The 19677-nt window shown below is 74.0% G+C and carries 18 protein-coding genes; 10 read left to right on the top strand and 8 right to left on the bottom strand.

What is annotated here, in order from left to right; translation table 11 throughout:
* Nucleotides 1–31 precede the first annotated feature (31 nt).
* From SNE206_RS06210 to SNE206_RS06230, 5 genes are all read left to right on the top strand, one after another.
* On the top strand, nt 32–1027 hold the full coding sequence (locus SNE206_RS06210; RefSeq protein WP_407912334.1) for a hypothetical protein: 996 nt from the start codon (nt 32–34) through the stop codon (nt 1025–1027).
* A 39-nt stretch (nt 1028–1066) separates the two neighbouring features.
* Entirely contained in the window at nt 1067–2668 is a 1602-nt protein-coding gene (locus SNE206_RS06215; RefSeq protein ID WP_407912335.1) for an Ig-like domain-containing protein, read from the top strand.
* Nucleotides 2669–2754: 86 nt separating this feature from the next.
* Nucleotides 2755–4437: a hypothetical protein gene (locus SNE206_RS06220; RefSeq protein ID WP_407912336.1), complete on the top strand. Its 1683-nt coding sequence runs from the start codon at nt 2755–2757 to the stop codon at nt 4435–4437.
* The gene (locus SNE206_RS06225) at nt 4434–5375 is read left to right on the top strand and encodes a sortase (RefSeq protein ID WP_407912337.1); all 942 of its coding nucleotides are present in this window, start codon (nt 4434–4436) and stop codon (nt 5373–5375) included. The genes SNE206_RS06220 and SNE206_RS06225 overlap by 4 nt, the downstream gene beginning before the upstream one ends.
* Before the next feature lie 31 nt (nt 5376–5406).
* The gene (locus SNE206_RS06230) at nt 5407–6234 is read left to right on the top strand and encodes a phosphate ABC transporter ATP-binding protein (protein ID WP_407912338.1); all 828 of its coding nucleotides are present in this window, start codon (nt 5407–5409) and stop codon (nt 6232–6234) included.
* 114 nt (nt 6235–6348) lie between these two features.
* On the opposite strand, the gene SNE206_RS06235 is transcribed toward SNE206_RS06230, so the two are convergent.
* Both SNE206_RS06235 and SNE206_RS06240 read right to left on the bottom strand, forming a co-directional pair.
* On the bottom strand, nt 6349–6615 hold the full coding sequence (locus tag SNE206_RS06235; protein ID WP_405013403.1) for a protealysin inhibitor emfourin: 267 nt from the start codon (nt 6613–6615) through the stop codon (nt 6349–6351).
* Between the two features lie 63 nt (nt 6616–6678).
* Nucleotides 6679–7737 (bottom strand): M4 family metallopeptidase, encoded by a 1059-nt coding sequence (locus SNE206_RS06240; RefSeq protein ID WP_407912339.1) that lies wholly within the window; start codon nt 7735–7737, stop codon nt 6679–6681.
* A gap of 308 nt (nt 7738–8045) precedes the next feature.
* Here SNE206_RS06240 and leuA point away from each other — a divergent pair, with 308 nt between their 5' ends.
* From leuA to SNE206_RS06260, 4 genes are all read left to right on the top strand, one after another.
* A complete protein-coding gene (gene leuA / locus SNE206_RS06245) occupies nt 8046–9827 on the top strand; it encodes a 2-isopropylmalate synthase (protein ID WP_407912340.1) in 1782 nt (593 codons plus the stop codon).
* Between the two features lie 239 nt (nt 9828–10066).
* Nucleotides 10067–10744, top strand: coding sequence for a TerB family tellurite resistance protein (locus SNE206_RS06250; RefSeq protein WP_407912341.1), 678 nt, complete (start codon nt 10067–10069; stop codon nt 10742–10744).
* A gap of 183 nt (nt 10745–10927) precedes the next feature.
* Nucleotides 10928–11674, top strand: coding sequence for a DNA repair protein RecO (gene recO / locus SNE206_RS06255; RefSeq protein ID WP_407912342.1), 747 nt, complete (start codon nt 10928–10930; stop codon nt 11672–11674).
* A gap of 2 nt (nt 11675–11676) precedes the next feature.
* Complete coding sequence (locus SNE206_RS06260) at nt 11677–12540, top strand: isoprenyl transferase (RefSeq protein ID WP_407912343.1); 864 nt, start codon at nt 11677–11679, stop codon at nt 12538–12540.
* Nucleotides 12541–12596: 56 nt separating this feature from the next.
* On the opposite strand, the gene SNE206_RS06265 is transcribed toward SNE206_RS06260, so the two are convergent.
* From SNE206_RS06265 to SNE206_RS06280, 4 genes are read right to left on the bottom strand one after another with little or no spacing between them, the layout of a single operon-like run.
* Nucleotides 12597–13007 (bottom strand): Fur family transcriptional regulator, encoded by a 411-nt coding sequence (locus SNE206_RS06265; protein WP_407912344.1) that lies wholly within the window; start codon nt 13005–13007, stop codon nt 12597–12599.
* Nucleotides 13008–13042: 35 nt separating this feature from the next.
* A complete protein-coding gene (locus SNE206_RS06270; protein WP_407912475.1) occupies nt 13043–13972 on the bottom strand; it encodes a metal ABC transporter permease in 930 nt (309 codons plus the stop codon).
* The gene (locus SNE206_RS06275; protein WP_407912345.1) at nt 13972–14787 is read right to left on the bottom strand and encodes a metal ABC transporter ATP-binding protein; all 816 of its coding nucleotides are present in this window, start codon (nt 14785–14787) and stop codon (nt 13972–13974) included. The genes SNE206_RS06270 and SNE206_RS06275 overlap by 1 nt, the downstream gene beginning before the upstream one ends.
* 11 nt (nt 14788–14798) lie before the next feature.
* Nucleotides 14799–15767 (bottom strand): metal ABC transporter substrate-binding protein, encoded by a 969-nt coding sequence (locus tag SNE206_RS06280; protein WP_407912346.1) that lies wholly within the window; start codon nt 15765–15767, stop codon nt 14799–14801.
* 212 nt (nt 15768–15979) lie between these two features.
* Here SNE206_RS06280 and SNE206_RS06285 point away from each other — a divergent pair, with 212 nt between their 5' ends.
* Entirely contained in the window at nt 15980–17362 is a 1383-nt protein-coding gene (locus SNE206_RS06285; protein WP_407912347.1) for a glycine--tRNA ligase, read from the top strand.
* A gap of 151 nt (nt 17363–17513) precedes the next feature.
* On the opposite strand, the gene SNE206_RS06290 is transcribed toward SNE206_RS06285, so the two are convergent.
* Together SNE206_RS06290 and SNE206_RS06295 are read right to left on the bottom strand one after the other, a co-directional pair.
* Entirely contained in the window at nt 17514–18899 is a 1386-nt protein-coding gene (locus SNE206_RS06290) for a hypothetical protein (RefSeq protein ID WP_407912348.1), read from the bottom strand.
* 190 nt (nt 18900–19089) lie between these two features.
* Nucleotides 19090–19668, bottom strand: a complete 579-nt coding sequence (locus SNE206_RS06295) for an NADAR family protein (protein ID WP_407912349.1) — start codon at nt 19666–19668, stop codon at nt 19090–19092.
* Nucleotides 19669–19677: the final 9 nt, after the last annotated feature.

The following is a 19677-nucleotide window of genomic DNA, read 5'->3' on the forward strand; positions in this document are numbered from 1 at the left end:
TCCAGCCGTTTCCAGGGGAGAACCCGTGCAGATGTCCAGCAAGCGCACGTTCGCCAAGTGCGTCACCGTCCTCAGCGGCCTCGGCCTGCTCGTGGCCGGCACCGGCACCGCCCACGCCGACCCGTCCGGCACGCCGGTCCACCGCCCGCTCGCCGGCGTCGGCTCGGACACCACCCAGGGCGTCATGAACGCGCTGTCGAACGTGGTCACCGTCAACGGCCAGAAGGTCATCGGCTCGTACGACGCGGTCGGCTCGGCCACCATCAGCCCCCAGGCCGCCGCGGCCTGCCAGGGCCTCAACCGGCCGAACGGCTCCGGCGCCGGCCGCACCACCCTGCTCAACGAGCTCAACAAGGGCAACAACTGCCTGCAGTTCTCCCGCTCCTCCAGCCTCAACCTGGCGGCCGCCACCCCCGGTCTCACCTACGTGCCGTTCGCGGTCGACGGCGTCACCTACGCCGTCAGCGCGGGCAGCTCCCTGCCGCTCGACCTCTCCACCGCCGACCTGCACGCCATCTACAGCTGCGACCCCGGCTACGTCGGCACCGGCCCGACCTACCTGGTGCACCCGATGCTGCCGCAGGCGGGCTCCGGCACCCGCAGCTTCTGGGAGTCGACGGTCGGCATCACCGAGGCCGACGTCGTGGCGGGCAAGTACCCGTGCGTCACCGACACCAAGGGCGGCAAGAAGATCGAGGAGCACGACGGCCGCGTCCTCGACCCCAACTCCCTGGTGCCGTTCTCCATCGCCCAGTACATCGCGCAGAGCTCCGGCACCATCGCCGACCTCCGCGGCACCGCCCAGCTCGGCAACATCAACGGCGTGCCCTCGGTGCTGCTCAACACCGGTGCCGCGGCCACCCGCGACGTCTACAACGTGATCCCGACGTCCAGGGTCGGGACGAGCCCGTGGAGCGACGTCTTCGTCGGCAGCGGCTCGGCGATCTGCCAGCAGCCCGCCCTCATCAAGCAGTACGGCTTCGGCACCAACGCCAACTGCGGCGACACGTCCCGCACCACCGGCTGACGCACGCCCACCACCCTCCGAGCAAAGGCTGTTGACACCGTGAAGACCCTCCGTATCCAGCGCACCGTCGCGCTCGGCGCGGCCACCCTGCTGGCCGCCGCCTCCGCCACCGTGCTCGGCGCCGCCACCGCGTACGCCGACGACGCCAGCCCCACCATCGGCACCCTGGCCGTCAACCCCGCCACCGGCGCGGACGACGAGCTCATGAGCGTCGTCTCCTCCGGCGCCTGCCCCGGCGGCACCAACCTGCAGCTGCTCGTCCTCGGCCAGGGCTTCCCGGCCGAGGGCTACGGCGCCTCCCTCAACCAGGCCCAGTCGGTCTTCCCGCCCGACGCGCAGGGCCGGATGACCGTGCCGCTGAACGACACCATGCGCAGCTTCGCGCAGAAGAACGGCTTCTCCACGCTGACCGGCAAGTACGAGTTCCACCTGCGCTGCCGCAACAAGATCGGCGTGACGTACTTCGGCGACTTCGTCGGCGCGGTCTGGTTCACCAGCCCCACCGCCTACACCTCGACCGACCCGAACGCCCCGGCCGCCGTCGCCACCACCACCACGCTCACCGTCACCCCGGGCTCCTCGGCCACCGTCGGCTCGGACGTGAAGCTGACCGCCGCGGTCTCCCCGGCCGCCGCCGGCACCGTGCAGTTCCTCGACGGCACCACCCCGGTCGGCTCCCCCGTCGCGGTCTCCGCCGGCCAGGCCGAGCTGACCGTCACCACCCTCGCCCAGGGCGCGCACAGCCTGTCGGCCGTCTTCACCTCCACCGACGCGCACTACCTCGGCTCGGCGTCGGCGGCCACCGCCTACACCGTCAGCCCCCAGGGGGCGACCGCCACCACCACGGCGCTCGCGATCAGCCCGTCCGGTTCGGCCGCCAAGGGCAGCCCCGTGCAGCTCACCGCCACGGTCTCCCCGAACGCCCCGGGCACCGTGCAGTTCGCCGACCACGGCACCCCGCTCGGCTCCCCGGTCGCCGTCTCCGGCGGCACCGCCTCGGCGACCGTGAGCGACCTCGCCGAGGGCGACCACGCCCTCACCGCCGCCTTCACCCCGGCCGACGCCGCGCAGTTCGCCGCGTCGGCGTCCGCCGCGGTGCCGTTCACCGTCACCGCGGTCGTCACCCCGCCGAACCCCGGCGACCCGACCCCGCCCGCCCCGGTCTCCGAGACCATCACCACCACCGTCGCCCCGGGCGCCCTGGTGATCAGCGTGGCCGGCAGCAACGTCACCCTGCCGCCGCTCGCGCTGAACTCCACCAGCACGCTGTACTCGGCGGCCGGCCCGATCCAGGCCGTCACCGTCACCGACACCCGCGCCGGCGCCCCCGGCTGGTCGGTCAGCGGCCAGGTCGCGCAGTTCACCTCCGGCGGCAACGCCATCAACGCGCAGAACCTCGGCTGGGCACCGGCCCTGGTCTCCAAGGGCGACGGCCTCAAGGTCACCCTCGGCGGGCAGGTCGCCCCGGCCAACGCGGTCGAGGCGAACGACGCCGGTGCGCTCGGCCTGAAGTCCTCCCGGACCCTGGCCACCGCCACCGGCCTCGGCACCGCCAAGCTCGGCGCCGACCTCACCCTGCTCGCGCCGACCTCCACCCTGGCAGGCACCTACCAGGGCGTGCTCACCCTGACCGCGATCTGACCCCAGGTCAGCCGGTCCTGCCGGGCCGCCCCCACCGGGCGGCCCGGCCCCCGATCCGAACCCCGCACCCGAGGATGATGCCGCCGATGCGCCGCTGGCTCCTGCTCCTGGCCCCCGCCCTGCTGGCCCTGCTGCCGCTCGGCCCGACCGCCCGTGCCGCCGACGGGGGCGCGCCGCAGCCCGCACAGGCGCAGACCTTCGGCATCCAGCCGGCCTCCGCCACCGCCCCCGACACCCGCGGCTCGTTCTCGTACGGCGCCACGCCGGGTGCCGTCGTCAAGGACCACGTGGCGGTGTGGAACTACGGCGACCGCCCGGTCACCCTGCGGATCTACCCCGCGGACGCCTTCAACACCGACACCGGCGGCTACGACGTCCTCCCGGAGGGCCGGCCGTCCACGCAGGCCGGCTCGTGGCTGCGCACCGGCGCCACCTCGCTCACGCTGCCGGCCCGCAGCCGGCAGATCGTGCCGTTCACGCTCGCCGTGCCCGCCGCGGCGACCCCCGGCGACCACGCGGCCGGGATCGTCGCCGCGCTGCGGCAGGAGACGAAGGACGCCCGGGGCAACACCGTCACCGTCGACCAGCGGGTCGGCGCCCGGGTGCACGTGCGGGTGGCGGGCGACCTGAAGGCCGAGCTCACCGTCGAGGACGTGCACTCCGTCTACCACCCGAGCGCCAACCCGCTCGCCACCGGCCGCACCACGGTCACCTACACCGTCCGCAACACCGGCAACGTCCGGCTCGCGGGCCGTCAGGCCGTCCGGGTCGCCAACGTGTTCGGCACGGTCGCCACCGGTACGGCGCCCGCCGCGCTGGCGGAGCTGCTGCCCGGCAACGCGGTCGCCCACCGCGTCGAGGTCACCGGCGCCTACCCGACCCTGTGGGGGACCGCCGGCATCACCGTCGACCCGCTGCCGGTCGCCGGCGACAAGGACCCCGACCTCGCCGGGAGCGTCCGCAAGCAGCGCTTCGCGTCCGTGCCGTGGGCGCTGCTCGCGGTGCTGCTGCCCGCGGGGCTGATCGCCGCCCGGTGGTGGCGCCGCCGCCGGAACGCACCGCCCGTACGGCCCGCCGCGCCCGCCGCCGCCGTGCCGGTGGCCGCCGGTGCGGCGGTGCTCGCCGTCCTGCTGCTGGCGGGTCAGTTCGCCGCCGCCCCGGTCGCCCGGGCCGCCGACACCGGCACCCTCGCGTTCGACTACGCGACCGGCCACGACGACGACGCCATCGACGTCGTCACCTCAGGGCTCTGCCCGCACCCGGCCGCCGACTACCTGACCGTCCGGATCACCGGCGCCGGCTTCCCCGCCGAAGGCGCCGCGCTGACCGGCACCGTCGCGGCGGCCGTCTACCGCCCGGCCGCCAACGGCGGGTACGTCGTGCCGCTCGGCAACACCCTGCGGGTGGTCGCCAACCGGGCCGGCGCGGCCCCGCTGCACGGCGCGTACACCGTCACCGCCAGCTGCCGGAACAAAGTCAATCCCACGGCGCTGCGCGACTTCGCCGGGGTGCTGACCTTCTCCTCGCCGACCACGTGGCAGGCGGCCACCGTCGCCCCGGAGGGCCTCGTGCACGCCGCCGCGGCCGACCCGGCGGCGCAGCCGCCCATCCCGGCCGGGCAGGCCGCCGCGGCGGCCGCAGCGCCGGGCGGCGGCCCGTCGGCCGCCGTGTGGGCGACCGGCGCCGGCGTGCTGGTGCTCGTCGCGGCCGGCGGCGGCCTGGTCCGCCGCCGGCTCGCCCGCCGCGGCACCGCGGGGGCACGCGCATGACCCTCACCGAGGCGCCTCCGGTGCCGCCCGCGGCCCCGCTCCCCGCCCCGGCCGCCGCCCCGCCCGCGCCGCCGGAGCGGCGGCCGTCCCGCCCGGACGGCCCGCAGCTGGTCGGCGCCGCCCTCGTCATCACCGCCGCCCTGCTGCTCGGCCTGCTGCTCGAACTCGGCCCGCTCGGCGGCCTGCGCCACCTGCGCGACGCGGAGACCGGCTACGCGCAGCTGCGCGAGAGCCTGGCGCTCGGCACCGCCCCCGTCGGGCAGCTCGGGCATGACGGGAAGCCCGTCGTGCCCGGCACCCCGGTCGCCCTGCTGGAGATCCCGCAGCTCGGCCTGCGCGAGGTCGTACGGGAGGGCACCGCCGGGGGCGTGCTGGAGTACGGCCCCGGGCACCGGCGCGACACCCCGATGCCCGGCCAGGCCGGCACCAGCGTGCTGCTCGGCCGGCAGAGCGGCTACGGCGGCCCGTTCGGCACGCTGGCGCAGCTGCACACCGGCGAGACGTTCACCGTCACCACCGGCCAGGGCAGGCACCGCTTCCGGGTGGTGGCGGTGCGGCGGGCCGGTGATCCGGTGCCGCCCGCGGTGAAGGCCGGTGCCGGGCGGATCGTCCTGGTGACCGGGGCGGGCGCGCGCTACGCCCCGTCCGGCACGCTGCTGGTCGACGCCGACCTGACGACCCCGGTGAAGCCGGCGAACGCCCGCCCGCTGACCGCCGCCGCGCTGCCCGCGGGGGAGAAGGCGATGGGGCGGGACGACGGCGCGTGGGTGCCGCTGGTGCTGTGGGGCGAGGGGCTGCTGCTCGCCGCCGTGGCCCTGGCCGCGGCGTGGGCGGGCTGGGGGCGGCGCCAGGCGTGGATCGTCGGGGTGCCGGTGCTCTCCGCCCTGGCCCTGGCGGTCGCCGACGAGGTCGCCCGGCTGCTGCCCAATCTGATCTGACGTACCCGTCACACGGAAGGAACCCTGCACCATGACCGTCACCGACCGGACCGACCTGCGGCCCGACACCGCCTTGCCGAGCGCGGCGGGCACCCTGGACGCGCGTGCGGTGTCGGCCTGGTTCGGCGACCGCCGGGTGCTGGAGCAGGTGTCGCTCACCATGCCGGCGGGGCAGGTCACCGCGCTGATCGGCCCGTCCGGCTGCGGCAAGTCGACGTTCCTGCGGATCCTCAACCGGATGCACGAGCTGATCCCGGGGGCCGCGCTGGCGGGCGAGGTGCTGCTCGACGGCGAGGACGTGTACGCGGCGGGCAAGCGGCTCACCGCGGCCCGCCGCGACATCGGCATGGTCTTCCAGAAGCCGAACCCGTTCCCGGCCATGTCGATCTACGACAACGTGGTGGCCGGGCTGCGGCTGACCGGCCTGCGGGCGTCCCGGGCGGAGAAGGACGGCCTGGTGGAGGAGTGCCTGACCAAGGCGGGCCTGTGGAAGGAGGTCGCGGACCGCCTGCGGCAGCCGGGCGGTGCGCTCTCCGGCGGCCAGCAGCAGCGCCTGTGCATCGCCCGTTCGCTGGCGGTGCGGCCGAAGGTGCTGCTGATGGACGAGCCGTGCTCGGCGCTCGACCCGACGTCGACCCGCCGGATCGAGCAGACCATCCGGGAGCTGGTCGACGAGGTGACGATCGTGATCGTCACCCACAACATGCAGCAGGCCCAGCGGGTCTCCGACCGGTGCGCGTTCTTCCTGGCGGAGCAGGGCACCCCGGGGGCGATCGTGGAGCACGGGCCGACGGACGCGATGTTCGGCACCCCGGCGGACCCCCGGACGGAGGACTACGTGAACGGCCGGTTCGGCTGAGCGGGCGGGGCCGGCGTCCTCGCCGCGTACGCGGGGCCCGGTGCGAGCCGTGTCCCGGGCCGTGTCCCGGGTCTCATCCCGGGCGGGGCCGTCCGCGGCACCGTCGCCCGGTGCTCACGCTCCTTCGCGGAGCACCAGGCCGACGAGCTCCCGCTGGGAGTCGCTGAGTTTCGGGTCGGCGCAGTAGACGGTGCGGCCGTCGACGGTGATCTCGTAGTGGAAGCCGTCGGGCACGCCGTACGAGGGGGCGCGAAGTCCGCCGGCCACCGCCTCGCGGGCCAGCGCGTGCACGTGCGGCGCGTCGGGGCGTTCGGCGGTGTCCAGCTCGGCGTGCGCGACGAGGCCGGCGAAACCGCCGGTCCGGGTGACCTGGATACGCATGGTTGTCAGTGTGCTACGCAGGGCTGGGCTTTGCCGAGATCTTTCACAGACTCCACCCGTCCGTCAGGCGGTGTCGATCCCGACCTGCGACCATGCCTCGGCGACGGCGTCGGCGACGCCCGTGTAGCCGGGGTTGTGCGAGCTCGCGGTGGCCACGGTGGCGCGGGCGAAGGCGGTGAAACCGCTGGAGGGGGAGAGCAGGCCGCCGGTGAGGGTGTCGTACCAGATGCGGCCCGCGGCCTGCCAGGCGTGGCCGCCGAGGGCCTGCGCCGCGAGGTAGAAGGCGTGGTTGGGGATGCCGGAGTTGATGTGCACGCCGCCGCCGTCGCGGGTGGTGTGCACGAAGCCGTCCATGTGGGAGGGCTGCGGGTCGGTGCCGAGGCGTTCGTCGTCGTAGGCGGTGCCGGGGGCCTTCATCGAGCGCAGGGCGGTGCCGTGGATGCCGGGGGCGAGCAGGCCGGCGCCTATGAGCCAGTCGGCCTCGGCGGCGGTCTGCCCGAGGGCGTACTGCTTGACGAGGGAGCCGAAGACGTCGGAGAGCGATTCGTTGAGGGCGCCCGACTGGTTGCGGTACTCCAGCTCGGCGGTGAACTGCGTGACGCCGTGGGTGAGTTCGTGGCCTATGACGTCGAGGCAGGTGGTGAAGTCGTTGAAGATCTCGCCGTCGCCGTCGCCGAAGACCATGCGTTCGCCGTTCCAGAAGGCGTTGTCGTAGCGGTCGCCGTAGTGCACGGTGGCGTCGAGCGGCAGCCAGGCGTCGTCGATCGAGGCGCGGCCGTAGATCTCGCGGAACAGCGCGAAGGTGGCGCCGAGCCCGTCGTAGGCGCGGTCGACGGAGGCGTCCGCGCCGGCCGGGCCGCCCTCGCGGCGGACGGTGCGGCCGGGCAGCGTCTCGGTGTGCCGGGCGTCGCCGACGGTACGGGTGAGGTGCTGCGTCGCGGCGACCGGCGGGGCCGCGGCGAGGCGCTGTTCGCGCAGGCCGGTGTCGAGGGCGAGGGAGTGCCGGGCGGGGCCGTGGCCCTGGTCGGCGAGCCGCCGCAGGATGTGCGGCGGCACGATGGTGCAGCGCGGGGGAGCGGGCGGCGGAAGGGGCGTCTGGAGGTGCGCGGAGGTCGCTGCCATGTCGCCCAGGGTGACGCATCCATGACGAATTGTCACCACCCCTGCGGTGTTCCGTCCGTCTCAGTGGGTGGAATCGCCGCCGGACCCGCTTCGTATGCTCCGGCGCCTGGGTTACGCTGGTGAACATCATGCGTTACGGGCTGCTTCTTCTTAGCTGCCGCGGCGAGGGCCTGTAGTCCATCGAGGCCGGCTCCCTTGCCGCGGGGAGCCGTGTTGCGCCCTTTCTGGATGCGGCACACCAGTCGGCCGAGTTCGGGTGTCCAAGCCCCCGATCAGCCCGCAATCGACATGGAAGCCGAGAGTCACCCATGACCGAGCAGTCGTCCGTCGCCCGCGCGTTCATCGACCGCCCCACCCCGATCACGGCGCGCACGGTGCAGCAGCAGCCCTCCGGGATGCCGTTCCACCGCTACGTACCCTTCGGCACCGTCGACCTGCCGGACCGCACCTGGCCGTCCAGGGTCATCACGCAGGCCCCCCGCTGGCTCTCCACCGATCTGCGTGACGGCAACCAGGCCCTGATCGACCCCATGTCGCCGGCCCGCAAGCGCAAGATGTTCGACCTGCTGGTGCGCATGGGCTACAAGGAGATCGAGGTCGGCTTCCCGTCCTCCGGCGCCACCGACTTCAACTTCGTCCGCTCGCTGATCGAGGAGGGCGCGATCCCGGCGGACGTCACCATCTCGGTGCTGACCCAGGCCCGCGAGGACCTGATCGAGCGCACCGTGGAGTCCCTGAAGGGCGCGCCGCGGGCCACCGTCCACCTGTACAACGCCACCTCGCCGCTGTTCCGCCGGGTGGTCTTCAAGGGCAGCAAGGACGACATCAAGGCGATCGCCGTGGACGGCACCCGCCTGGTGATGGAGTACGCGGAGAAGATCCTGGGCGACGAGACCGTCCTGGGCTACGAGTACTCGCCCGAGATCTTCATCGACACCGAGCTGGACTTCGCCCTGGAGGTCTGCGAGGCGGTCATGGACGTCTGGCAGCCCGGCGAGGGCCGCGAGATCATCCTGAACCTGCCGACCACCGTCGAGCGGTCCACCCCGAACGTCTACGCCGACAAGATCGAGTGGATGTCGCGGAACCTGTCCCGCCGCGAGTTCGTCTGCCTGTCGACCCACCCGCACAACGACCGCGGCACCGGCGTGGCCTCCGCCGAACTGGCCGTGATGGCCGGCGCCGACCGCGTCGAGGGCTGTCTGTTCGGCCAGGGCGAGCGCACCGGCAACCTGGACCTGGTCAACGTCGGCATGAACCTCTTCTCGCAGGGCGTCGACCCGATGATCGACTTCTCGGACATCGACGAGATCCGCCGCACCGCCGAGTACTGCAACCAGATGGGCGTCGCCGAGCGCCACCCGTACGCAGGCGACCTGGTCTACACGTCGTTCTCCGGCTCCCACCAGGACGCCATCAAGAAGGGCTTCGACGCGCTGGAGGCCGACGCCGCCGCCGCCGGGGTGCCGGTCGGCGAGCACACCTGGGGCGTGCCGTACCTGCCGATCGACCCGAAGGACGTCGGCCGCTCGTACGAGGCCGTCATCCGGGTCAACAGCCAGTCCGGCAAGGGCGGCATCGCCTACGTCCTGAAGAACGACCACAAGCTGGACCTGCCGCGCCGGATGCAGATCGAGTTCTCCCGGACCATCCAGTCGAAGACCGACGCCGAGGGCGGCGAGGTCACCCCGGCCGAGATCTGGGCCGTCTTCCAGGACGAGTACCTGCCCACCCCGGCCAACCCGTGGGGCCGGATCTCCCTGGACGGCCCGCGCAGCCTGACCACCGAGGACGGCCGCGACGTGCTGGCCGCCGAGGCCGTCGTCGACGGCGAGCGGGTCACCCTGACCGGCTCCGGCAACGGCCCGGTCTCCGCGTTCGTCGACGCGCTGGCCGGGGTCGGCCAGGACGTCCGCGTGCTGGACTACGCCGAGCACGCCCTGAGCGAGGGCGGCGACGCCCAGGCCGCCGCGTACGTCGAGTGCGCCGTCGACGGCAAGGTGCTGTGGGGCGTCGGCATCGACGGCAACACCGTGCTGGCCTCCCTGAAGGCTCTGGTCAGCGCCGTCAACCGGGCGCAGCGCGGCTGACCCCCGCTTCGTCCGCACACGAGAGGCCGCCCGGGAGGGCGGCCTCTCGCCGCATCCCCGCCCGATGTGTCCTGCGCCACATTTTTTCCCCGCGGCACCCGTTCGGGGTGCTGACACGTGCCCGTAACCGTGGCAACATCGACGCACCGGAACCGGGGTCGGTGGGACGCCCGCGGAGTCCGGTCGCGTGACCTGCCCGCAGATGTGCAGGCCGCCTGCCATGTCTGGGGAGTGGCGCCGTGACACGGTTGTGGGGTGTCCGTCCTCGCTGGCGGACTGACGTCCTCGGTGACTTCTTCTGCCCGGGCTGCGGTGGCGACCGCAACTACCGCCGGCAGCACGGCCGGCGGTGGCTGCGGCTGCTCGGCACCCCGGTGCTCCCGCTCGGCCCGGTCATCGGCAGCGTCCAGTGCACCAGCTGCCACGGCCGGTACGGCGTCGAGACGCTGGAGCAGCTCACCAGCGTGCGCCTCGCCGCGATGCTCCGCGACGCGCAGTACACGATCGCGCTCGCCGTGCTCGCCGCCGGCGGCGCCGGCAGCCGGGCCGGCCGGGACGCCGCCTGCGGGCTCATCCGCGAGGCCGGCTTCGACGACTGCGGCGAGGCGCAGGTGCTCGCCGCGCTCGCCGCCCTCACCGGGTGCAGCGGCGGCGCGCCGCAGGACGTCGACGACAGCACCGCCGCCGGTGCCGGCGGCCTCGCCATCGAGCTCCACGCCGCCCTCGAACCGCTCGCCCCGCACCTCGCCCCGGGCGGCCGCGAGCGGCTCCTCCTGCAGGGCGCCTGGATCGCCCTCGCCGACGGCCGCTACCTGCCGCAGGAGCGCGCCGCGCTCGCCGCCGTCGGGCGGTGCCTGCGGCTCGGGGCCCCGCAGGTCGACGACCTGCTGGAGGCCGCCACCCGCGCGCCCCGCTGACGGCGGCGCCCCGATCCGGGCCCGACTCCCCCCCTCCCGGGCCCCGCCGTGACCCGCACCGACCGGGCAATCCCCCCTGCCCCGGGTGCGGGTTCACGGCTGCCCGCCCGTCCGCGGCGTTCCTGTCACCGCCGTACGCGACAATGGGGGGATGCCCACCACGTCCGCCCGGAGCGCCGCCGCATGAGCCTGTACCGCGACGACGGCGTGGTGCTGCGCACCCAGAAGCTCGGCGAGGCCGACCGCATCATCACGCTGCTCACCCGCCAGCACGGCAGGGTCCGCGCGGTGGCCCGCGGCGTGCGCCGCACGAAGTCGAAGTTCGGGGCCCGGCTGGAGCCGTTCTCCCACGTCGACGTGCAGTTCTTCAGCCGCGGCAGCGACCTCGTCGGCCGCACCCTGCCGCTGTGCACGCAGGTCGAGACCATCGCCCCGTACGGCGGGCGGATCGTCACCGACTACGCCCGCTACACCGCCGGCACCGCGATGCTGGAGACCGCCGAGCGCTTCGCCGAGAACGAGGGCGAGCCCGCCGTGCAGCAGTACCTGCTGCTCGTCGGCGGCCTGCGCACGCTCGCCGACGGCACCCACCAGTCCCACCTCGTGCTGGACGCCTTCCTGCTGCGCTCGCTCGCCGTCAACGGCTACGGCGCGAGCTTCACCGACTGCGCCAAGTGCGGCCTGCCCGGACCCAACCGGTTCTTCTCGCTGCAGGCGGGCGGCGTGCTCTGCCACGACTGCCGGGTGCCCGGAAGTGCCGTACCCTCCCCTGAGGCACTGGTACTGCTCGGCGCACTGCTCTCCGGGGACTGGCGGACGGCGGACGCCTGCGCGCCGCGGTACTGGCGCGAGGGCAGCGGGCTGGTGGCCGCCTATCTGCAGTGGCACCTGGAGCGGGGTATCCGCTCGATGAGATACGTGGAGAAATGAGCATGGCAGCGCGACGGCTCTTCGGCAGCAAGCAGCGGGACTACCAGGTTCCGGCACCGCACCCCAGCGGTGCCCGGCCGCCGCGGATCCCGGCCGACCTGGTGCCGAACCACGTCGCCTGCGTGATGGACGGCAACGGCCGCTGGGCGAAGGAGCGGGGCCTGCCCCGCACCGAGGGCCACCGGGTCGGCGAGGCGGTCGTCCTCGACGTCCTGCGCGGCTGCCTGGAGGTCGGCGTCAAGAACCTCTCGCTCTACGCCTTCTCCACCGAGAACTGGAAGCGCTCCCCGGACGAGGTGAAGTTCCTCATGAACTTCAACCGGGACGTCATCCGCCGCCGCCGCGACGAGATGGACGCCATGGGCATCCGCATCCGCTGGGCCGGCCGGATGCCGCGCATGTGGAAGAGCGTCGTGCAGGAGCTGCAGGTCGCCCAGGAGCAGACCAAGAACAACGACGCGATGACGCTGTACTTCTGCGTCAACTACGGCGGCCGCGCCGAGATCGCCGACGCCGCGCTGGCCATCGCCCGCGACGTCGCCGCCGGGAAGCTCAACCCGGAGAAGGTCAACGAGAAGACCTTCGCCAAGTACCTGTACTACCCGGACATGCCGGACGTCGACCTCTTCCTGCGCCCCAGCGGCGAGCAGCGCACGTCCAACTTCCTGGCCTGGCAGTCGGCCTACGCCGAGCTGGTCTTCCAGGACGTGCTCTGGCCGGACTTCGACCGCCGTGACCTGTGGCGCGCCTGCGAGCAGTTCGCGATGCGCGACCGCCGCTTCGGCGGGGCCAAGCCCAACGAGGTCGCCGACCAGGACGACGCGGCCGACCAGGACGGCGCGGCCGAGCTGCCCGCGCAGCGCTGACCCCGTGCACGCGTGAGGCCCGGGTCGGTGCGACCCGGGCCTCACGCGTACGCGTCTCACACCTTCGCGGCGCACGTCCCGCAGGTGCCGAAGATCTCCAGCGTGTGCGCGATGTCGCTGAACCCGTGCTCGGCGGCGACGGCGTTGGCCCACCGCTCCACCGCGGGGCCCTCGACCTCGACGGTCGCACCGCAGTGCCGGCACACCAGGTGGTGGTGGTGCCCGCTGCTGCACCGGCGGTAGACCGCCTCACCCTCGGCGGTGCGCAGCACGTCGACCTCGCCGGCCTCGGCGAGCGACTGCAGCGTCCGGTAGACGGTCGTCAGGCCGACCGAGTCGCCCCGGTGCTTGAGCATGTCGTGCAGCTCCTGCGCGCTCCGGAAGTCCTCGATCTCGTCCAGGACCGCCGAGACGGCGGTTCGCTGCCGAGTGGATCGGGCGCGCGGCGTCGGGCCTGCGGTCGTCACCGTGGGTCCTCCTGGGAATGGGGTGGTGTCGCACCTCATTGTGCCAGCCCCGGACCCGCGGGGACCTCGCTCTTCCCGTCGCTCTTCCCGTCCCGGGCCTGGGCGGGCAGCACGACGTCGCACACGGCGGGCCCGGTGTCCGGGGCGATCCGGTGCCGGCGCCGGGCCAGCGGCCCGGCGACCGCGCCGAGGATCCCGAACGCGGCGATCGCGAGCAGCACGATCGCCGGCCCGGACGGCACGTCGGCCTGGTACGAACCGGCCACGCCCAGCACGGCGACGCCGATGCCGATCCCGACCGCCGCGGTCTGGGTGGCCCGGAACGACCGGGTCAGCTGCTGCGCCGCCGCGACCGGCACCACCATCAGGGCGCTCACCAGCAGCAGCCCCACGACCCGCATCGCGACCGTGACGGTGACCGCGGCCATCACCGCGAGCAGCAGGTTGAGCAGCCGGACGGGGATGCCGGTGACCCGGGCGAACTCCTCGTCCTGGCAGATCGCGAAGAGCTGGCGGCGCAGTCCGAAGGTGACCGCCACGACGGTGCCGGCGAGGACGGCGATGGTGGCGAGGTCGGACGGCGAGACGGTCAGGATGGAGCCCCACAGGTAGCTCTCCAGGCTGCCGCTGCCCGCCTCGGCGCTCACGCTGACCAGCAGCTTGCCGCAGGCCATGCCGCCGTAGAAGAGCATGGCGAGGGCGATGTCGCCGCGCTGGTTGCCGCGCGAGCGCACGAGCTCCATCAGCACCGCGCCGACCACGCAGACCAGCACCGCCATCCAGACCGGGCTGGTCTGGAAGAGGAAGCCCAGGCCGACGCCGGTGAGCGCGATGTGGCCGATGCCGTCGCCCATCAGCGCCTGGCGCCGCTGCACGAGGTAGACGCCGACCGCGGGAGCGGTGATGCCGACCAGCACGGCGGCGATCAGCGCCCGCTGCATGAAGTCGTACTGCAGCATCTCGATCATGCGAGGAGTCCCTGGGTGCGGTGGTCGTCGGCGTGCGGGTGCACGTGGTCGTGGCCGGGCAGGGCGTGCTGCCCGACGCCGCGCGGCGGCGGGCCGTCGTGGGCGACGCAGCCGTCGCGCAGCACCACGGCCCGGTCGATGAGCGGCTCCAGCGGCCCGAGTTCGTGCAGGACGAGCAGGACGGCGCAGCCGCGTCCGGCCTCCCGGCGGAGGATGTCGGCGAGCACCTGCTGGCTGGCGACGTCGACGCCGGCCATCGGCTCGTCCATGATCAGCAGGTCGGGTTCGCCGACCAGGGCGCGGGCGATCAGCACCCGCTGGTGCTGGCCGCCGGAGAGGCCGGCCACGCCGTCCTCGGCGCGGTCCGCCATGCCGACGGCGGCCAGCGCCCGGTCGACGGCCTCGCGGTCGCCGCGGCGGAAGGGCCGCAGCCGGTGCTGCGGCAGCCGTCCGGTGGAGACGATCTCGCGGACGGTCGCCGGCACGCCGCCCGCGGCGGTGGTGCGCTGCGGCACGTACCCGATGCGCCGCCAGTCGCGGAACGCCGCGTACGGGGTGCCGAACAGCTCCAGGCTGCCGCCGTCGAGCCGGACGCCGCCGATGACGGCCTTGACGGTGGTGGACTTGCCGGAGCCGTTGGCGCCGAGCAGCGCGACGACCTCGCCGGGGCGGACGGTCAGGTCGACGCCGCGCAGCACCGGCCGGCCGCCGACCGCGGCGACCGCGTCGCGCAGCAGGACGGCGGCGGGACGGTCGGGACCGTCGGGGGCCGGGGTCGCGGCGGTGCGTCGCCGGGGGATGACTGAGCTCATGGGGTGTCCCGTCAGCTGGTGGTGCCGAGCGCGGTCCGCAGGTGGGCGAGGTTCTGCCGCATGACCGAGAAGTAGTCGCCCTTGCCGCCCTTGATGCCCTCGATCGGGTCGAGGACGGCGGTCTTCAGCTTCAGGTCGTTCGCGACGCTGTTCGCCAGGGCGGGGCTCACCAGGCTCTCGAAGAAGACCGTGGTGATGCCGTGCTGTTCGGCGGCCCGGTGGATGGTGGCGAGCCGGGCCGGGGTGGGCTCGGCCTCGGGGTCGACGCCGCTGATGGCTATCTGCTCCAGGCCGTAGTGGTCGGCCAGGTAGCCGAAGGCGGCGTGACTGGTGACGAACACCTTCTGCTTCGCGCCCTGCAGGCCGGTGCGGAACTCCTCGTCCAGCGCGGCGAGCCGGCCGACGAGGTCGGCGGTGTTCTTCTCGTAGTCGGCGGCGTGGGCCGGGTCGGCCTTCGCGAACTCGGCACCGACGGCCTTGGCGACCGTCGCGTAGCGGGTCGGGTCGAGCCAGACGTGCGGGTCGCCGGTGCCCTCGGCGTGCGCGTGGCCGTCCTGCTCCTCGGCGCCCTCGTCGAGGTGGTGGTCGACCAGGGGGGAGGCCGCGGCGGCGTCGACCACGTGCTTCGAGCGGGACTGCCCGACGGCCTTGTCGACGGTGGGCTGCAGGCCCTTGAGGTACACGACGGCGCCGGCCTTCTGCACGGAGCCGACCTGCTTGGCGGTCAGTTCGAGGTCGTGCGGTTCGACGCCGGGGGCGGTGAGCCCGGTGACCTTCACGTGGTCACCGCCGATCTGCGCGGCCAGGTACTCCATCGGGTAGAACGACGCGACCACGGACAGCCGGCCGCCGGAGTCCTCGGCGCTGCTGCTCCCGCCGCAGGCGGTGAGCGTGAGGGCGGCGGTGAGGGCGGTGGCGGCGAGGGCTGTCGGGGCGGTGGGCCGGCGGGTGCTGCCGCCGGGGCGTCGTCGGATCTTCATGACAACCATTCTCATCTTATGTGGAAATGATTGTCAACTCACCCGATCGGGTGACCGTGCCGTCCGCCGTCCGGCCCCCGGCCACCCGCCGGACGGGCGCCCCGCGGCCATAACCGATTTGAACCCCGTACCCGGGGGCCCGGTAACCTGAGGTATTCGGGTGCGCGCAACCAGCCGCGCCCAGACCGTGCCGTCGTTATGAAGAGAGCACTGTGGCCGCCGACAAGATCGACACGATCGTCAGCCTGAGCAAGCGCCGTGGCTTCGTCTACCCCTGCAGCGAGATCTACGGCGGTACCCGCGCCGCCTGGGACTACGGTCCACTGGGCGTCGAGCTCAAGGAGAACATCAAGCGCCAGTGGTGGCGTGCGATGGTCACCGCGCGGGAGGACGTCGTCGGCCTCGACTCCTCGGTGATCCTCGCCCGCGAGGTGTGGGAGGCCTCCGGCCACGTCGCCACCTTCAACGACCCGCTCACCGAGTGTCTCTCGTGTCACAAGCGCTTCCGCGCCGACCACCTCGAAGAGGCGTACGAGGCCAAGCACGGCCGGCTCCCCGCCAACGGCCTGGCCGACCTCAACTGCCCGAACTGCGGCAACAAGGGCGCCTTCACGGAGCCCAAGGAGTTCTCGGGCATGCTGAAGACGCACCTCGGCGTCACCGAGGACGCGTCCGGCCTGGCGTACCTGCGCCCCGAGACCGCGCAGGGCATCTTCACCAACTTCAAGGCCGTGCAGACGACCTCGCGCAAGAAGCCGCCGTTCGGCATCGCCCAGGTGGGCAAGAGCTTCCGCAACGAGATCACCCCCGGCAACTTCATCTTCCGCACCCGCGAGTTCGAGCAGATGGAGATGGAGTTCTTCGTCAAGCCGGGCGAGGACGAGACCTGGCACGAGTACTGGCTCGAGCAGCGCTGGAACTGGTACCGCGACCTCGGCCTGCGCGAGGAGAACATGCGCTTCTTCGAGCACCCGAAGGAGAAGCTCTCCCACTACGCCAAGCGCACGGTCGACATCGAGTACCGCTTCAACTTCGGCGGCACCGAGTACTCCGAGCTGGAGGGCGTCGCCAACCGCACGGACTACGACCTCGCCGTGCACAGCGAGCACTCCGGCCAGGACCTCAAGTACTTCGACCAGGAGTCCGGCGACCGCTACTTCCCGTACGTCATCGAGCCGGCGGCCGGCCTCAACCGCGCCATGCTCGCCTTCCTCCTCGACGCGTACTTCGAGGACGAGGCGCCCAACGCCAAGGGCGTCATGGAGAAGCGCGTCGGCATGCGGCTCGACCCGCGCCTCGCCCCGGTCAAGGTCGCGGTGCTGCCGCTCTCGCGCAACGCCGACCTCTCGCCCAAGGCCCGCGGCCTCGCCGCCGACCTGCGCACCGCGTGGAACGTCGAGTTCGACGACGCCGGCGCGATCGGCAAGCGCTACCGCCGCCAGGACGAGATCGGCACGCCGTTCTGCGTCACCGTCGACTTCGACACCCTTGAGGACGACGCGGTGACCGTCCGCGACCGCGACACCATGGCCCAGGAGCGCGTCTCCCTGGACCAGGTCAAGTCGTACCTGGGCGCGCGCCTCATCGGCTGCTGACGCACCGCCGACCCCGACCGGGCCCCCTCCGCCGTCCGCGGCCGAGGGGGCCCGGCCGTTCCCCGGCCTCCCCGCACCCGCCCGCCTTCCGCCTTCCTGCCCGTCTTCCGCCTTCCGCCTTCCCGCCCGCCGGCACCGGCGGCCCGCCCGCTCAGCGGCGACCGCGCGAACGCCCCGCGGCGGCCGGTACGGTCGGCAGGCCGACCGAGCGCAGCGCGGCCAGCGCCGACCTCGTCCGGCTCTCGTCCAGCGCGGCGACCCCCGCCAGCAGTGCCCCGTACAGCACCGGCCACCGCACGAGGGCCGCTCCCAGTTCCGCGAGGTCCGCGGCCGACCGCAGCGCCGCCACCTCCCCGACCAGCGCGAGCGCCAGCTGCGCCCCCTCGGGGCCGCCCGTCGCGGAGCCGAGCTCCCCGACGGCGGCCACCACGTCGGCGACCGGCCGTCCGGCCGTCTGGCGCAGCAGCCCGAAGACGTCGCCGGTACGTCCGGCGGCCGACAACCGGGCGGCCAGCGAGGCGAGTTCGGCCGGGGGAGCGGAGGCCCACTCCCACAGCAGGGTGTGTCCGTCGGCCGCCTGGCCGGTCGCCTCCAGGGCGGCCAGCAGCTCCGGCAGCGCTGCCGCCGGCAGCCTCCACAGGGCGTGGAACAGCTCCGCGGCCTCGTCCGTCAGCCCGGTGCGCCGCAGCTCCGCGAGCGTGTCGGCGGCCTGCCGGGCCGGGCCGTGCGCGGCCGCCCGGGCCAGGTAGCCCGCCGAACCGTGCGGGCCGCGCGAGCGCAGGGCCGACGCCAGCCGGGCCACGTCCCGCGGGGCCAGTGTCACCGCCGCCTGTGCCACGACCGCCGCCGACTCGTGCGTCGAGCCCCGCCGGTGCAGCTCGCCGATCCGCTGGGCGAGCCCCGCGAGCTCCTCGGCACTGCGCGGCACGGGAGCCGCGGCCTCCACCGGCGGCGGACCCTGCGGCGACGGACTCTGCGGCGACGGCTCCGGCACGGTGTCGGCGGCGGGCCGTACCCCGCCGAAGCGGGCCCCGCGGGCCGGCGCCGCCGGAGCGGCCACCGGGGCCGCCACGGCCGCGGTGGACTCCTGGTCGGCCTCCTCCTCGTACACCCCGCCGAACCGGGCCCCGGTCGGACGCCTGCGCCGCGGCGCGGCCGCGGGCCGCTCGACGGCGGCCGGCCGGTCGGGCACCGCCTCCGGCGCCGCGGCCCCGTGCTGCCCGTCCGCCCACGCGGCGCCGCGCTGCCGCAGGCCGTCCTCCACCGCCAGCAGACGCTCGCTCAGCTCCAGGCAGCGCACCCCCAGGCCCTCGCGGAGGGTCCGGGCCTGCGCCAGCTGCCGCAGCAGCTCGGGATCGGGGAACCGCTGCGGCTGGGCGTAGCCGTGCGCGCGGTCCGGCTCGCGGGCGGCGCCGACCGCCTCGGCGAGGCGGCCTTCGCGCTGTGCGGCGTACTGCCGCGCCCGGAGCAGCTCGTCCAGCTCCGTCCGCAGCAGCTGGACATCCGCTGCCGTGGGCCCCAGCTCCTGTACCGTCATCGCGCGCGACCGGCCCTCTCCGCCCCGGGGCCTCTCGGCCGGCCCCCGGCACTGACTGCGGGCCATCCTGGCCAAGTGATACGGCAACCGTGTTACGGACAGGAGACGTCCGGTTTTCGTCCGCACCCGATGTCCGGGCGAACACCCTTGCGGGTGGCGGTCGTTCGCACCCCTGACGGGCCGGCCGCGGTCAGCCCGCGAGGCGGGCGCGGGCCTCCATCAGCGCGAACCCGAGCAGGTTGAGGCCGGGCCAGCGCTGCGGACGGGTGGCGTCGTCGCTGTCGGCCGCCAGGCCGATGCCCCAGACCCGGTCGAGCGGGCTCGCCTCCACGAGCACCCGGTGGGCGGTGCCCAGCAGGTAGGACCGCAGGGCGTCGTCCTGCCCGAACTTCTCGACGTTGCCGCGCACCACGAGCTCGAACCGCTCGGCCGCCCACCGCTTCTCGTCGAAGCCGCGGACGAGCCGGCCGAGCTTCTTCGCCTCGCCCGGCGTGCGGGCGGCCAGCACCTGCGCCCGGACGCCCTCGTCGCCGAACAGCCGGGCCTTGCCCGCCATCATCCAGTGCTCCGCGGTGCGGTAGGTCTCACCGTCGACGGTGAGGCCGCCGGGCCACCACTGGCTGAGCGCCCCCGCGCCGATCCGGCCGTCCTGCTCCGGCCGGTGCCCCCAGAAGAGCAGGTAGCGCGGCCGGGCCCCGGCCGCCACCAGGGCGGCCAGCTGCTCACGGCTGCGGGCGTCGGTCGGCAGGGTGGGCCCGGTGGTCGTCATGGGGCCATG

This window comes from Kitasatospora sp. NE20-6 (assembly GCF_045862635.1).

What these genes read in the sequence shown, in the direction of transcription:
- SNE206_RS06220 (WP_407912336.1), top strand. Translation starts at nt 2,755, where the DNA reads ATGCGCCGCTGGCTCCTGCTCCTGGCCCCCGCCCTGCTGGCCCTGCTG.
- SNE206_RS06275 (WP_407912345.1), bottom strand. Translation starts at nt 14,787, where the DNA reads ATGAGCTCAGTCATCCCCCGGCGACGCACCGCCGCGACCCCGGCCCCC.
- SNE206_RS06225 (WP_407912337.1), top strand. Translation starts at nt 4,434, where the DNA reads ATGACCCTCACCGAGGCGCCTCCGGTGCCGCCCGCGGCCCCGCTCCCC.
- SNE206_RS06230 (WP_407912338.1), top strand. Translation starts at nt 5,407, where the DNA reads ATGACCGTCACCGACCGGACCGACCTGCGGCCCGACACCGCCTTGCCG.
- leuA (WP_407912340.1), top strand. Translation starts at nt 8,046, where the DNA reads ATGACCGAGCAGTCGTCCGTCGCCCGCGCGTTCATCGACCGCCCCACC.
- SNE206_RS06260 (WP_407912343.1), top strand. Translation starts at nt 11,677, where the DNA reads ATGGCAGCGCGACGGCTCTTCGGCAGCAAGCAGCGGGACTACCAGGTT.
- SNE206_RS06295 (WP_407912349.1), bottom strand. Translation starts at nt 19,668, where the DNA reads ATGACGACCACCGGGCCCACCCTGCCGACCGACGCCCGCAGCCGTGAG.
- recO (WP_407912342.1), top strand. Translation starts at nt 10,928, where the DNA reads ATGAGCCTGTACCGCGACGACGGCGTGGTGCTGCGCACCCAGAAGCTC.
- SNE206_RS06290 (WP_407912348.1), bottom strand. Translation starts at nt 18,899, where the DNA reads ATGACGGTACAGGAGCTGGGGCCCACGGCAGCGGATGTCCAGCTGCTG.
- SNE206_RS06240 (WP_407912339.1), bottom strand. Translation starts at nt 7,737, where the DNA reads ATGGCAGCGACCTCCGCGCACCTCCAGACGCCCCTTCCGCCGCCCGCT.
- SNE206_RS06280 (WP_407912346.1), bottom strand. Translation starts at nt 15,767, where the DNA reads ATGAAGATCCGACGACGCCCCGGCGGCAGCACCCGCCGGCCCACCGCC.
- SNE206_RS06210 (WP_407912334.1), top strand. Translation starts at nt 32, where the DNA reads ATGTCCAGCAAGCGCACGTTCGCCAAGTGCGTCACCGTCCTCAGCGGC.
- SNE206_RS06235 (WP_405013403.1), bottom strand. Translation starts at nt 6,615, where the DNA reads ATGCGTATCCAGGTCACCCGGACCGGCGGTTTCGCCGGCCTCGTCGCG.